We start from the raw sequence: 15,151 nt of genomic DNA on the forward strand, positions 1-15,151 counted from the left end.
TACCTGCGGGGATGAAACAACGAGTCATCATTGATGTTCGTGGGCAGATTGTTTCTGCGGCTCAAGAAGATGCCATTATTAGAGGGGTTGTTCAAAAGTCGGGCGGAATAATTAAACCAACAGACATACAATTTAAGAGGTAATTTAATGTGAAACATGTAGGCTTTATGGGGGGAAGTTCTATGGTGGAACTTGATTCACCTTCAGATATGATCAATTTTTTCACTTTCTTATATAGCAAAGTCAATGATTGTGAAAGTCAAAAAATATTGGATAGGCTTTATAAGAAATATATAAGGCAATATGAGCTTGAAAAAATTTCTTTTTTAGTAAAAGAAATAAGAGATGATTTTTTGACTGACTCTGACGTGTATTTTATAAAATATCTTGATGGGATTGACACATGTATAGAATCAGCCAAGTTATTTTATAGTAGCTGGGGAATTTATCAGCCACTTAAAATAGGGATAACTGATGTACCACATTATATAGATGATAAAGATCGCCCCCTTGAAGAATACGATGCTTTAAGCCCAGACGATCCACCATTTTGGTTACGTTAAAAAAAGCGCTTGCCCTTGTGAACTGACCCATAAAGTTGGACAGGTTACACTAAGCAACTAATGATATCTGAGTCTGGAACTCCACTGGACTCAGGCCATTTAACCTTGGGTATTTTGGTCGCTAAATTAGCGGCAATAACACCGGAGAAAACATTCAACAACTCAATGAAAATTCAAGCAGTAAAACTATTCGATATAGAACAGGTGTCGTTATAACTGATTGACTGGATATATCCTATTTGGGATCCATTGAGTAATATCACTACAATACTCGAAATGAGAATCACTTTACAGATTTGTCATTTTTTTAACATGATGCATTTTCTCTTTTTACTTGTTTTCCCTTTTTTAGCGATCGGCAAGCGTTTTCTTTTCGGTGATTAGTTAACTGAGGATAAAAAAACAGGTATCCATTAATACCAGATTTTTAAAAGGAGGATTTAACTATAAGTACAGTTTTTTAAATGACATTAATCATTAACAGAAAACTTAAAATAAATCAGCAAGAAAAAGAATATTTTCCGTAAAAAAAGAGGTGTCTTTATACTACCAAGCTATTTACGGATTGATTTATGAATATAAAAGACTTATAAAAACGACTCAGAATTGCCAGTAAAACAACGTCAATAAAGATAAAGCGAGTATGATTAACGTTGATTAAATGTAAAATGCCATGATGATTAAACTTAATAAAAAGAAAGTGTTAAAAACAGTAAAAACAACGGTTAAAACCTTATTATACCGATTGAATCCAGAGGTTAAAAAATGGATTTTAATAACAATTTAAAACCTATCCATCATAAATCCATCAATGAAAAATAAGAAAAAAGTTGGCTTTATTAATGCTTATATACCCTGTAAAAAAAGACAAATAAAAAGATTAATCGGTTAATCAGACAATCTACCTTCTAAAAGGAACCGACTTTAATAACGTTTTCAACCGGGGGAGTAAACTTTTTCACAAACCAGTTAAATAATCTTTCATAGAAAACCCGAAAACACATGATTTAACCGAATACGAACTGGATTATTTCAAACGTTATTATGTTGCATTTTTTTATGCAAAAACACGATGCATTAAATGCGCTGGTTTAAACTTGTTTTACACTATTTTAGCCCGTCCAATCGCATTGCTTTTCTGCGGTTTGATTTAAATCATGCCTCTTTTTATGCTTTAATGTGATTTAACGCTAAAATCAGTTCATATCGTTATTTTTCCAAGCTATTTCCGTGATCTATTAACGCTTAAATACCCATTATTAAATGAGTTTACCGATTTATTTAAACATCATTTAAGTAGATGTCAATCAGTAAGCTGTTTTTTTCGATGATTAGTTAACTGAGGATAAAAAAACAGGTATCCATTAATGCCAGATTTTGAAAAGGTACAGAGTGACTAAAACCGCTTATTCCCTATCATGTTTAATGTATTTATCAACGACGTTATCCTTCGCTTATTTTACGTTTACCTAACCTGCCATAACCATTTAAAAGCACGAAAACAGATGTATTAAAGCTTTTATATAAAAGACGGATTTAACTATAAGTGTAGTTTTTTAAATGACATTAATCATTAACATAAAACTTAAAATAAATCAGCGATAAAAATAATATTATCCGAAAAAACATAAAGGGGTGTCTTTATACCACCAAGCTATTTACGGATTGATTTATGAAGATAAAAGACTTATAAAAACGGCTCAGAATTGCCAGTAAAACAGCGTCAATAAAGATAAAGTGAGTATGATTAACGTTGATTAAATGTAAAATACCATGATGATTAAACTTAATAAAAAGCAAGTGTTAAAAGCAGTAAAAACAACGGTTAAAACCTTATTATACCGATTAAACCCAGAGGTTAAAAAAATGGCTTTATAATAACGGTTTAAAACCTGCCCATCATAAACCTATCAGCAAAAATGAGAAAAACAATTGGCTTTATTAATGCTTATACACTCGGTAAAAAAGGATAAATAAGAATATTAATCGGTTAATCACAACCTATTTTCCAAAATGAATCGAATTTAATAAAGTTTTCAACCGGGGGGTAAACTTTTTCACAAACCAGTTAAATAATCTTTCATAGAAAACCTGAATAACAAAACCCGAAAACACATGATTTAACCGAATACGAACTGGGTTATTTTAATCGTTATTATGCTGCATTTTTTATGCAAAAAAACGATACATTAAATACACCGGTTTAAACTTGTTTTACACTATTTTATCCCGTTTAATAGCATTGTTTTTCTACCGTTTGATTTAAACCATGTCTCTTTTTATACCTTAAATATGATTTAACGCTAAAATCAATTCATATCGTTATTTTTCCAAGCTTTTTTCAGAGTTTAAACCTTACCGAATTAACCTTTTTATCCATTTTTTATTGCGCTATTTCTTTATGGCTTACTTCGTAAAATAACGGCTAGAAAGCTTTTGCATACCCATTTATTCAGATAATGTTCTTTTATCTACTGATTTCTTTTCAATTCTCTGTTAATGGTATTAGATACCACACTCATTTATTTAATGTTTTTTGAACTTTTTCGTACTTTTTTCTGCTAATTTACTTAAAATGTTTGAAGGCCAGCAGTTTAGTTTGATTCAGGTCTGAGGATAATAGGATAAATATCCTATTATCCCTATACACTCAGGAAAATAGCCTTTTATTGATACTATTTTGAATACCTGCGGCATCAAGCCCTAAATCCGCTCTGATTTCTTCCTGGCTGCCTTGTGGCGCAAATTGGTCAGGCAGGCCGATATTCAGAATTTGCACAAGCTGACCTTCCTGCATCAGCAGTTCATTGACACCACTGCCGGCACCGCCCATAACCGCGTTTTCTTCCAAAGTGACCAGTAAATCATGGCTGCCAGCCATTTGCAGAACCAGCTCTTTATCCAGTGGCTTAACAAAACGCATATCAACGACAGTCGCGTCCAGTGATTCTGCTGCTGTTATTGCATCGGGTAACAGAGTGCCAAAGTTCAGAATTGCTACCTTTTTACCCTGACGGCGAATAACACCCTTACCCATGGGCAACTGTTCAAATGGTTGGCATTCTGCGCCAGTTCCTGCTCCTCGTGGATAGCGTACAGCTACCGGGCCTTGCTGGTAATGATAGCCGGTATGCAGCATTTGGCGGCATTCGTTCTCATCACTCGGTGCCATAATCACCATGTTGGGAATGCAACGAAGGAATGAGAGATCAAAAGCGCCTTGATGTGTTTGACCATCTGCGCCAACGATACCGCCACGGTCTATTGCAAACAATACAGGCAGATTCTGGATTGCGACATCATGAATAACTTGGTCATAAGCCCGTTGCAGGAATGTTGAATAGATAGCGACAATTGGCTTGTAGCCACCAATTGCCAGACCAGCGGCAAAAGTCACGGCATGTTGCTCTGCGATAGCGACATCAAAGTATTGATCCGGATATTCGCGGGAGAATCGCACCATACCGGAGCCTTCACGCATAGCCGGGGTGATTGCCATCAGTTTTTTATCATTAGCGGCTTCTTCACATAGCCAGTCTCCAAATATTTTGGAGAAAGTTGGGCGGTTGTCTGAACTCTTGGGTAATGTACCGCTAGCCGGATCAAATTTAGGCACTGCATGCCAACTGATAGGATCTTTTTCGGCTGGTGCATAGCCACGACCTTTTTTGGTCATGATATGCAGGAGTTGTGGCCCTTTCAGCTCACGCATGTTTTTCAGCGTCTGAGTTAACGTCAGCACATCATGCCCGTCAATCGGCCCTATGTAGTTAAAGCCTAGTTCTTCAAACATCGTGCCGGGAATGACCATCCCTTTGATATGTTCTTCGGTTTTTTTCAGTAATTCTTTAATGGGTGGCAGGTTAGAAAAGACCTTTTTTCCACCCTCCCGCAGTGTGGTATAAAGCTTACCGGAAAGAAGTTGAGCCAGATGGTTATTTAACGCTCCGACGTTCTCTGAGATAGACATTTCGTTGTCATTAAGAATGACCAGTATATCCGGGTCGATATCCCCCGCGTGGTTCATCGCTTCAAAGGCCATACCCGCTGTTATAGCGCCGTCACCAATAACACAGACTGTGCGGCGGCCTTTTTCTTCGCGTTGAGCGGCAATTGCCATACCTAATCCAGCGCTGATAGAGGTAGATGAGTGCCCGACACACAAGGTGTCGTATTCACTTTCATCCCGCCAAGGGAAGGCATGAAGTCCATTTTTCTGACGGATAGTATCAATACGATCCCGGCGTCCTGTCAGGATCTTGTGCGGATAAGCCTGATGACCAACATCCCATACTAGTTTATCGAAAGGCGTTTTATAGACATAATGCAATGCCACAGTCAGCTCAACGGTACCAAGACCGGAGGCAAAATGACCACTGGAGCGACTGACACTGTTTAGCAGGAATTGCCGAAGTTCATCACATAACTTCGGCAGGCTCTCTTTTGGCAACATACGAAGTTCTTCAGGATTTTCCGCTAATGCCAATGTTGGGTATTTGGCTATATCAATGCTCATTTGATGCTCGTTAAGAAGTGTTTATTAATAGAACTGCTGGCGGATAAATTTACCAACGGCCTTAGAGCCCATCCCATTAGGCTATTTTATGCAACAATAACGCCTATTGGGATAGGCAATTAGTTGTTACGTTCAATGATGAAGCTGGCAAGTGCACGTAGCATTGTTGTGTTATAGGATTTTTCTTCCAGTTTATTCAATGCTTCTAGCGCTTCTTGGTACAGCTCGTGCGCTTTTTTCTGTGCTTGTTCTAACCCCAGCAATGCCGGGTAGGTACTTTTTCTTAATTGTTGGTCACTGCCCCGACGCTTCCCAATCATTTCGGTATCGCCAATGACATCAAGAATATCGTCATGAACCTGGAAAGCGAGGCCAATAGCTTGGGCGTATTGATCCAATTCAGGTAAGGCATCATGTCCACTCTGGCCCGCGCCATAGGCTCCCATTCTGATAGCACAACGGATAAGGGCCCCCGTTTTGTGACGATGAATTTGTTCCAACGCATGAAGATCAATCTGTTTGCCTTCAGCTTCTAAGTCCAGGGCTTGACCGCCACACATACCGGCGATACCACTGGCTGTTGCCAGCTCAGAAAGCATTTTAAGGCGATCAGTTGCTGTCACATCTGGCATTTCTCTTTTAGATAAGATTTCAAATGCCAGAGACTGTAATGCATCTCCCGCCAAAATAGCGTGAGCTTCACCAAATTTGATGTGGCAAGTTGGTTGCCCACGGCGTAAATCATCGTTATCCATTGCGGGTAAGTCGTCATGGATTAACGAAAAAGCATGAATGCATTCGACTGCTGCGGCTGGTGCATCCAGATTATTGGCAGATAATCCGAACATGTCACCTGTGGCATAAACTAAAAATGGACGCAGACGTTTGCCACCAAGTAAAGCACCATATTGCATTGTCTGAACCAGTGGGTTGGCAAATACTAATGAAGATAATGTGTTTGTCAGAACGTTATTAACGCGTTGTTGACAGGTCTTAAGCTGTTCTTTGAATTGAATTGGGTTTTGTTCAGACATAGGCTCACTCAGTATCCGGGGAGAAGTTATTTAGCGGAGATTGGGCGTCATCGTTAAGAAGAATTTGCACCCGCTGTTCTGCTTGTTGCAACGTCTGTTGCCCTTGACGGGCTAACTGAATACCACGCTCAAACTCGTTCAAGGCTTCTTCCAGTGCCAGTTCACCGGATTCCAGACGGACGACAATGCGCTCCAACTCTTTTAATGAGCTTTCAAATGTCATTGCTGGTGTGGTTTCTGGTGTACTGTCTGGGCTTTCTGATGTTGCGTTTTTCTTTGGCATAATCTTTTTACTATTTAGAGTTCGCCTGAGGGTTGCAGACTATCCTATTATGTTGGTGCAAACAAATCCTTAACTGGTTTTGTATTTTTTGCGCGCTATGTCGTGAGATAGTGCTATACTCCGCAGCTTGATTTTACTACCAGAACATGATGTCAGTTTCATTTATCAAAACTCCTAACGACTACTATAACTCACTATGAAGTTTATTATTAAATTATTCCCAGAAATCACGATTAAGAGCCAAACTGTCCGTTTGCGCTTTATTAAAATTCTTACCAGTAATATTCGCAATGTGCTCAAAGCCTTGGGGGATAATATTGCAGTAGTTCGCCATTGGGATAATATCGAAGTTCGTACTAAAGATGAAAACCTTGGCTCTCAAATTTGTGATGCGCTGACACGTATCCCCGGTATCCACCATATTCTGCAAGTGGAAGAATGTGAATTTCGTGATATGCATCATATCTTTGAACAAGCTTATGAGGCTTATGGCGAATTGCTCCACAACAAAACATTTTGTGTACGGGTTAAACGCCGTGGTAAACATGTGTTTACTTCAAATGAAGTAGAGCGCTATGTCGGTGGTGGTTTAAACCAGCACATTGAATCTGCGAAAGTAAAACTGACTCATCCTGATGTTACTGTTAATCTGGAAATTGAGCAGGATACACTGATTCTGGTGAAAGCCCGTTATGAAGGCATTGGCGGTTTTCCTATCGGAACGCAGGAAGATGTGCTGTCTCTGATTTCTGGTGGTTTTGATTCTGGTGTTTCCAGCTATATGTTGATGCGCCGTGGCTGCCGTGTTCATTATTGTTTCTTCAATCTTGGTGGTTCTGCTCATGAAATTGGTGTGAAGCAGGTTGCTCATTATCTTTGGAACCGCTTTGGTCGCTCCCATAAAGTTCGTTTCGTTGCCGTGGATTTTGAACCTGTCGTTGCTGAAATTCTAGAAAAAGTTGATGACGGCCAAATGGGGGTGGTGCTTAAACGAATGATGGTAAGGGCGGCATCTAAAGTTGCAGAACGCTATGGCGTGCAGGCTATTGTTACCGGTGAGGCGTTGGGACAGGTTTCCAGCCAGACGCTGACCAATCTGCGTTTGATTGATAATGCATCGGACACTTTGATTCTGAGGCCGCTGATTTCTCATGATAAAGAGCACATTATCAAACTGGCACGCGAAATTGGCACGGAAGATTTTGCCCGTACGATGCCTGAATTTTGTGGTGTTATTTCAAAAAGTCCGACTGTAAAAGCGGTTAAAGCCAAAATTGAAGCGGAAGAGGCTAATTTCGATTTTGATATTCTGGAAAAAGTCATCAGTGAAGCTCAGAATATTGATATCCGCCAGATCGCAGAACAAAGCAGTGAGCAAGTCGTCGAAGTTGAAACAGTCACTGAATTCGCGCCAACTGATGTATTACTGGATATTCGTTCACCTGATGAGCAGGATGATCGGCCATTGCAGATGAATGGCGTAGAAATCAAATCACTGCCGTTTTATAAATTAAGCAGCCAGTTTGGCGATTTACCCAAAGAGAAAACCTATCTGCTCTATTGTGAACGCGGAGTGATGAGCCGTTTGCAGGCGCTTTATTTGTGTGAGCAGGGGTTTGATAATGTGAAAGTTTATCGGCCTTAATGACGATACTTAGAGGCTTCCCATCAGGGGAGCCTCAATGATGAGTCTGAAGCAGGGCGCTTTTGTTTACTTTTTCACTGCCATGAACCAGGCAGATGAGGGCTGAATGGTTCATAATCACCTTCCTTACATTTTATCAGGTTATATAGACGAGTATTCTCAGGAGCAGGCAGGCCATGAGCACGGGCCTGGCGCAATAGATATCCAGTGATATAGTCAATTTCAGTGTGACGTTTTGCGCGGATATCTTGCAACATTGAAGAGTAGTTTTTTGCTGTGCGCTCAATAACATCGTAGATATAGGCAGTTAGGTGACTGATGGAAGTATGTATGTTTTCTCGCTCCATAACCTGAATGATTTCTTCACACAAAACATTTAGTTGTTCCGGGTAGCGAAGCAAATCGCCATTCCGGCATTCATAAATCGCAGTGAGTGGGTTTATGACACAGTTAGCCGCGAGTTTTAGCCAACTAATAGAGAGAATTTCATTATGCCATGCAACGTCCGGTAAAGCCTGATGCAGAATATCGGCCAGAGAGCTAAGTGCAGTTGCATTTGATGTTGCAGAGCCAATATGTGTTAGTCCAGAAGCCGTATGATAAACCTGTTGGTCATTCTGATATGCGCCGTGAGTCGTGATGCCAAGGAGTATTGGATTAGGCGCAGATAACAATTCTTCTTGGGAACCCATGCCATTGTGTAGTAATAAGATTGGGCAATCAGATGAAAGTTTGGGGAGTAGATTATTAACCGCATCAGATACTTGCCAGGCCTTCAGGCAGACAATCAGTAATTCGCTGTTGGCAAGATGGTCATTGTCATTAGTTGGGATCGGCTGGTCAAATGCTTCTCCATTAATTTCGTCAATATGAACAGGTAAATCAGGCTGGGGGATCCTTAGCCAACCTTGTACTTGGTGTTTTCGTTGTGATAATGCTGCCAGCCACAGTTTTCCTATAGCGCCACAGCCAAGAACGGTTATCTTCATAATATACCCTTGTTGCAAGACGTTGTAATATTGAATGGAAATAGCAAGATCCCGCTAATCTGAGTATAGAGCTTTTGCTGACAATGGAAAGCGGTTATCATGCCAACTTATTGATTATCAGGAGGTCACGGATAATGCCATCTTTCGATATTGTCTCAGAAATTGATATACATGAAGTTCGCAATGCGGTAGAAAACGCACAGCGTGAGCTTGCTACACGCTGGGATTTCCGTAATGTCAGCGCCAGTTTTGAATTAAATGAAAAAAGTGAATCTATCAAGATTGCCAGTGAGTCAGATTTTCAGGTAAATCAGTTGGTTGATATTATACGTGAAAAACTGGCTAAACGTGGTATTGATGGAGCTGCACTAAATGTCCCTGATGATATGTTGCACAGTGGTAAAACTTATAGCGTTGAAGCGACTCTGAAACAGGGGATTGATACCCCTACAGCGAAAAAGATCGTGAAGCTGATTAAGGATAGTAAATTGAAAGTGCAGGCTCAGATTCAGGGTGAGCAGGTGCGGGTAACCGGTAAAGCGCGTGATGATTTGCAGAGTGTTATGGCATTGGTTCGTGGAGCAGAATTAGGACAGCCATTCCAGTTTACTAATTTCCGGGATTGATTTTTCTCGTATTGGCTAACTAGCGTCGCTTAATGTATTAACATATCGGGCTTAATGTGGGGTGGGATATTCCTGAGCGGGAATTCCATCCCCAATTTCCCTTCAATATCTAACCGGAATGAGGGGGTTTTGTTAGCGAAAGCCGCTGTAAGTTATGCTATCAATTGCTCAAGTTGTGCTCTGCTCGTCTGCTTAATATCTACTTTTATGTAAGCGCTATACTCTTCCGGCACAATAACAACTTCGCGAACACCTGGTTGAACAAGAATTTTTTGTTCCAGCAATGTCTTATTGACTATATTTTCTGGCAGCGAAATTCTGATACTGCTGACATAAGGGGGCTGTTTCATTGTCGTGCTGATAATAAACCAAATAATTGTCAGAGCGATACCTGCCATAAATACCAGCGATGCTCCCTTTAATTCATATAACCAGCCACCAAGGCTACCACCCAAAGCTACACCTAAAAACTGGCTGGTGGAGTAAATTCCCATTGCTGTACCTTTATAACCCGCCGGCGCTTCTTTGCTGATCAGTGATGGCAGGATAGCTTCCATTATATTGAAAGCAATAAAGAAAATTTGTATGCCAACAAAGATTGTCCACAAATGGTGTCCCGCTGACCACAATACAATTTCAGCGATAAATAGCAGAGTGATACACAACAGAAACACTTGTTTCATGCGGCGCTTTTTTTCTGCGTAGATAATGAAAGGCAAGACAGATAAGAATGAAATCAGTATGGTGATCAGATAAACTTTCCAATGCTGTTGGGCTGGGAATCCCGCTTGTTGCATAACCAGAGGCAGGGCGACAAAGCTTGCCATTAGCAAAGCGTGCAAACTGAGAATGCCAAAGTTAAGTTTTAGCAGCTGGCTATCAGCTAAAACTTTACGGAAACTGTGACGAACAATATCTGATTCACGGTTAAGAACGTGTTTATCTGTGGAAGGAACAGCAAATAATGTTATCAGAATGCCACAACCAGCTAGAACGGTAATACCCCAAAACAGGCCATTTAAGCCAATGGCATGAGTAAGAATTGGGCCAAGTACAATTGCTATGGCGAAAGTGACTCCAAAGCTAATGCCAATAAATGCCATTGCCTTAGTTCGGTTTTGTTCGCGAGTCAAATCAGAAAGCAGAGCCATAATTGCGGCGGATATAGCCCCAGTGCCTTGGAGCGCTCGCCCAACGATTATGCCCCAGATAGAATCACTGAGAGCTGCCGTGATACTACCAAGAACGAAGAGCAATAGCCCACCAACAATTAAGGGCTTACGGCCAATTTTGTCAGAAAGCAGACCAAAAGGGATTTGGAAAATTGCTTGAGTTAAACCATAAATGCCAATAGCAATGCCAATAAGTGCTTCGGTAGAACCTTTTAGATCAAGACCATAGGTTGTTAAGACAGGAAGGACCATGAACATGCCTAGCATACGCAAAGAAAAAACTGAGCCTAAACCCCATGTCGCCCGAAGCTCAAGTGGCGTCATTTTATTATCGTTCATGGTTACCTCGAAATATTTAGATGTGCCATTGTAGATAGGTTTTTGATAAGCGGTAAATAGTTAATTGAATTAATAATATTGAAGTATAAGGGGAGGGGGAGGATATAAAGAGGAAACTGATGGCAGAGGCGTATGCCACGGCCATCAGGGAGAATTATCGGACGTAAGTTAGAAAGGTTCCTGAGGACACATTTGGGTCAACAGACATCATGACGCTCAGGGAGGTGATTGCCACAATGGAAAAGACAAATAACTTACGGGCCCAAACGCGGTCATTAGCCGTTTTATAACCGGATAATGCCATTCCCAGCCACCAGATGCTGACTGCTGCTGCAACAATCAGATATTTGTAACCAGCGTAACCGCTGATTGCCAACATGAGGGTTGCAATCATAAATGCCAGGATATAAAGGATAATATGGTTTTTCGCCACAGATATGCCTTTAATCACGGGGAGTACAGGGATGTTCGCTGCCTGATAATCCTTGAAACGGAAAATAGCAATGGCATAGGAGTGCGGCATTTGCCACAGGCTGAAAATCAGTAACAGGATCAACGCGCCTGTGTCAAACTGACCAGTCACTGCACAATAACCGATAACCGGAGGTGCAGCGCCGGACAAACTGCCGATCAACGTGCCATAGACAGATTTCCTTTTCATGTAGAGGCTGTAAACCCCTACATATACGACAAAACCGATAATCGCTAATTGCATTGCTAAGGCATTGGCTGCTACATAGAGCAGCACCATGCCAGCAATACCCAGTATTGATGCATAAATCAGGCTGATTTTCGGATCAATAAGCCCTTTTACAAGGACGCGGTTTTTTGTTCTTTCCATGATCCGATCGATGTCACGGTCAATGTAGTTGTTAAATACACAACCAGAAGCCACGACTAATGAGACGCCGAACAGAGTCGAGATGAACAAAGGGTAATCAATCACCCCTTTCGAGGCGAGTAGAAAACCACCGATCACAGAAATTAAATTGCCGAAAATAATTCCTGGTTTAGTTACTTGCAGGTATTGCTTAATCATAATATGCAGCTCTTTAATCAACCATCATATTAATGTTGAGGTTGTACATGATCCATAGCGAGCCAACAACAACAATACCGATAATCAAAATAGTGAACAGCAAGGCGACTAAGTTCCAGCGCTCTTCTGACGAGGTGTTCATGTGCAGGAAGTAGATAAAATGAACAAGAATCTGCACAACAGCCAGACCGACTACCGTTGTCAGGATAGTGGTATGGGAGGCGGAACCATCCATTACTATCCAGAACGGAATCACTGTCAGGATGACTGAAAGAAAAAAGCCGATAATATAAGACTTCAGGCTACCGTGGCTAGCTCCAGTATGAGCTGTATTTGAATGACTCATTACATAGCTCCTAACAGATAAACAACGGTAAACACACAGATCCACACCACATCAAGGAAGTGCCAGAATAAGCTCAGGCAGTTCAGACGGGTTTTATTAACATCGGTTAAGCCGCGGCGTGTTACCTGAATCATCATGATGATAATCCAGACCAGACCACAGGTAACGTGGATACCATGAGTGGCGACCAGTGCGAAGAATCCAGACAGGAACGCACTGCGGTCAGGTCCGTAGCCTTCTGCAATCAGATGATGGAATTCATACAGTTCCATGGCCACGAAGCCAAGGCCGAACAGGAAAGTCATACCGAGCCAGGCGTTAACCTGGCCGATTTTGCCTTTATTCATGCCCAGCATGGCAAAGCCATAAGTGATACTACTGAATAACAGCAGGAAAGTTTCAACCAGTACAAAAGAGAGGCCGAAAATTTCTTTACCCGATGGGCCACCTGCGGTTCCGTTAACCAGCACTGCATAAGTTGCAAACAGACATGCGAATAAAATACAGTCACTCATCAAGTAGATCCAGAAACCAAATACCTTAGTGGCTCCCGCATCGTGGTGCCCATGATCCTCATGGGCATGATTGTGGTTAGTCATAGTTTCAGTTGACATGGTTCAGACCTGCCTTGCTAATTTGTTCATGGTGTTGATTTTCAATTTGCTCAACTTCAGCAACGGGTACGTAGTAATCAACATCGTCATCAAAGCTTTTTGCGATCCAAGTGATAATCATGCCAGCGAAGCCTGCGATAGCCATCCACCAGATATGCCAGATCATAGCGAAACCAAATACCAAGCTAAAGCCAGCAATAATCACCCCGGCACCGGCATTTTTAGGCATATGAATTTCTTCATATTGAGCAGGACGTTTATAAGCTGTGCCTTTTTCTTTCATATCCCACCATGCATCACGGGTTTGAACATGTGGAACATCAGCAAAGTTATAGAATGGTGGTGGAGAAGATGTTGCCCACTCAAGGGTACGACCGCCCCAAGGGTCACCCGTCAGGTCACGGTTTTGGTCACGGTCACGGATACTGACGTAGAATTGAATGACCTGGCACAGGATACCAACGGCAATCAGTGCAACACCGATTGCGGAGACAACCAGCAAAGTATGGAATTCAGGGTTGATATCCTGGCTGATACGACGGGTCATCCCCATGAAGCCGAGGGCATAAACTGGCATAAAGGCAATGAAGAAGCCGATGAGCCAGAGCCAGAATGCGCGGACACCCCATTTTTCATTTAGTGTGAAGCCAAATGCTTTCGGGAACCAGTAAGCGGTACCAGCGAAACAACCGAAGACAACACCGCCGATGATGACGTTATGGAAGTGTGCGATCAGGAACAAACTGTTATGTAGAACGAAGTTTGCACCTGGAACCGCCAGCAGAACCCCAGTCATACCACCGATCGAGAAGGTGACGATGAAGCCGACAGTCCACAACATCGGTGTTTTATACTCAATACGGCCCTGATACATCGTGAACAGCCAGTTGAAGATCTTAACCCCAGTCGGAATTGAGATAATCATGGTGGCTATGCCGAAGAAGGCGTTAACGTTCGCGCCGGAGCCCATTGTAAAGAAGTGGTGCAGCCATACGATAAACGACAACACGGTGATGGCAATGGTTGCCCATACCAGGGAAGTATAGCCAAACAGTCGTTTTTTCGAGAACGTTGCTGTAACTTCAGAGAAGACACCAAAGACCGGCAATACCAGAATATAAACCTCAGGGTGACCCCAGGCCCATATCAGATTGATATACATCATCATGTTGCCGCCCATATCATTAGTGAAGAAATGGGTGCCCATGTAGCGGTCTAAAGTCAGCAAGGCAATGGTCACAGTCAGAATCGGGAATGCTGCGATGATCAGTACGTTAGTACACAATGCTGCCCATGAGAATACAGGCATTTTCATCATAGACATGCCGGGGGCACGCATACGCAGGATCGTGGCAAAGAAGTTAACGCCTGTTAGCAACGTACCGATACCGGATATCTGGAGACTCCATATCCAGTAATCGACCCCAACGCCAGGGTTATACTCTATGCCTGAGAGTGGAGGGTAGGCTAACCAGCCAGTTTGAGCGAATTCACCCACACCCAGAGAGATGTTAATCAGTGCGACACCAACGACGAAGAACCAGAAACTCAGTGAGTTCAGGAATGGAAACGCAACGTCACGGGCACCGATCTGTAGTGGAACCACGATGTTCATCAGGCCGACAACGAAAGGTGTTGCCATGAAGAAAATCATGATGACGCCGTGGGCGGTAAAGATCTGGTCATAGTGATGTGGCGGCAGGAAACCTGCTTCACCAGCGGAAGCGACAGCCTGCTGACCACGCATCATGATGGCATCGGCAAAGCCACGGAGCATCATGACCAGTGCCACGACGATGTACATAATACCGATTTTTTTGTGGTCAACGCTGGTTAACCACTCGCTCCACAGCCATTTCCATTTACGGAAATAGGTTAGGGCTCCGACAACGGCGAGCCCTCCGAAGAGAATCCCTGCAAGAGTGACCATGATAATGGGCTCATGTAATGGGATTGCATCAAGTGTTAATTTTCCCAACATTACT

The 15,151-nt window shown here is 42.2% G+C and carries 13 protein-coding genes; 4 read left to right on the forward strand and 9 right to left on the reverse strand.

What is annotated here, in order from left to right:
* Positions 1–149 precede the first annotated feature (149 nt).
* Positions 150–563: a hypothetical protein gene (locus ACGF7G_RS07330; protein ID WP_387464481.1), complete on the forward strand. Its 414-nt coding sequence runs from the start codon at positions 150–152 to the stop codon at positions 561–563.
* 60 nt (positions 564–623) lie between these two features.
* Positions 624–779: a hypothetical protein gene (locus ACGF7G_RS07335; protein ID WP_387464483.1), complete on the forward strand. Its 156-nt coding sequence runs from the start codon at positions 624–626 to the stop codon at positions 777–779.
* Between the two features lie 2,434 nt (positions 780–3,213).
* Here ACGF7G_RS07335 and dxs read toward each other — a convergent pair.
* The 3 genes from dxs to xseB form a co-directional block, all read right to left on the reverse strand.
* Entirely contained in the window at positions 3,214–5,079 is a 1,866-nt protein-coding gene (gene dxs / locus ACGF7G_RS07340; protein WP_387464485.1) for a 1-deoxy-D-xylulose-5-phosphate synthase, read from the reverse strand.
* A 119-nt stretch (positions 5,080–5,198) separates the two neighbouring features.
* Positions 5,199–6,113, reverse strand: coding sequence for a (2E,6E)-farnesyl diphosphate synthase (gene ispA, locus ACGF7G_RS07345; protein WP_387464487.1), 915 nt, complete (start codon positions 6,111–6,113; stop codon positions 5,199–5,201).
* 4 nt (positions 6,114–6,117) lie between these two features.
* Entirely contained in the window at positions 6,118–6,396 is a 279-nt protein-coding gene (xseB, locus tag ACGF7G_RS07350) for an exodeoxyribonuclease VII small subunit (RefSeq protein ID WP_387464488.1), read from the reverse strand.
* Positions 6,397–6,592: 196 nt separating this feature from the next.
* On the opposite strand from xseB, the gene thiI reads away from it, so the two are divergent.
* Positions 6,593–8,041 carry a tRNA uracil 4-sulfurtransferase ThiI gene (gene thiI, locus ACGF7G_RS07355; RefSeq protein ID WP_133816014.1) on the forward strand — a complete coding sequence of 483 codons (1,449 nt, stop codon included), beginning with the start codon at positions 6,593–6,595 and terminating at the stop codon, positions 8,039–8,041.
* A 74-nt stretch (positions 8,042–8,115) separates the two neighbouring features.
* Here thiI and panE read toward each other — a convergent pair whose 3' ends face one another.
* Positions 8,116–9,030, reverse strand: coding sequence for a 2-dehydropantoate 2-reductase (gene panE / locus ACGF7G_RS07360; RefSeq protein ID WP_387464490.1), 915 nt, complete (start codon positions 9,028–9,030; stop codon positions 8,116–8,118).
* 134 nt (positions 9,031–9,164) lie between these two features.
* On the opposite strand from panE, the gene ACGF7G_RS07365 reads away from it, so the two are divergent.
* Positions 9,165–9,656 carry a YajQ family cyclic di-GMP-binding protein gene (locus ACGF7G_RS07365; protein ID WP_387464492.1) on the forward strand — a complete coding sequence of 164 codons (492 nt, stop codon included), beginning with the start codon at positions 9,165–9,167 and terminating at the stop codon, positions 9,654–9,656.
* 152 nt (positions 9,657–9,808) lie between these two features.
* Here the strand turns inward: ACGF7G_RS07365 and ACGF7G_RS07370 are convergent, their stop codons facing one another.
* The 5 genes from ACGF7G_RS07370 to cyoB form a co-directional block, all read right to left on the reverse strand.
* Entirely contained in the window at positions 9,809–11,167 is a 1,359-nt protein-coding gene (locus ACGF7G_RS07370) for an MFS transporter (RefSeq protein WP_387464494.1), read from the reverse strand.
* A 154-nt stretch (positions 11,168–11,321) separates the two neighbouring features.
* A complete protein-coding gene (gene cyoE / locus ACGF7G_RS07375; protein WP_166295845.1) occupies positions 11,322–12,206 on the reverse strand; it encodes a heme o synthase in 885 nt (294 codons plus the stop codon).
* Between the two features lie 13 nt (positions 12,207–12,219).
* Positions 12,220–12,552, reverse strand: coding sequence for a cytochrome o ubiquinol oxidase subunit IV (locus ACGF7G_RS07380; protein WP_387464497.1), 333 nt, complete (start codon positions 12,550–12,552; stop codon positions 12,220–12,222).
* Positions 12,552–13,166 (reverse strand): cytochrome o ubiquinol oxidase subunit III, encoded by a 615-nt coding sequence (locus tag ACGF7G_RS07385; RefSeq protein ID WP_036842423.1) that lies wholly within the window; start codon positions 13,164–13,166, stop codon positions 12,552–12,554. The genes ACGF7G_RS07380 and ACGF7G_RS07385 overlap by 1 nt, the downstream gene beginning before the upstream one ends.
* Entirely contained in the window at positions 13,156–15,147 is a 1,992-nt protein-coding gene (cyoB, locus tag ACGF7G_RS07390) for a cytochrome o ubiquinol oxidase subunit I (RefSeq protein WP_387464499.1), read from the reverse strand. Before cyoB ends, ACGF7G_RS07385 begins: the two co-directional genes overlap by 11 nt.
* Positions 15,148–15,151: the final 4 nt, after the last annotated feature.

Origin of the sequence: Photorhabdus sp. RM323S (assembly GCF_042879375.1) — a bacterium.
GTDB lineage: Bacteria > Pseudomonadota > Gammaproteobacteria > Enterobacterales > Enterobacteriaceae > Photorhabdus > Photorhabdus tasmaniensis.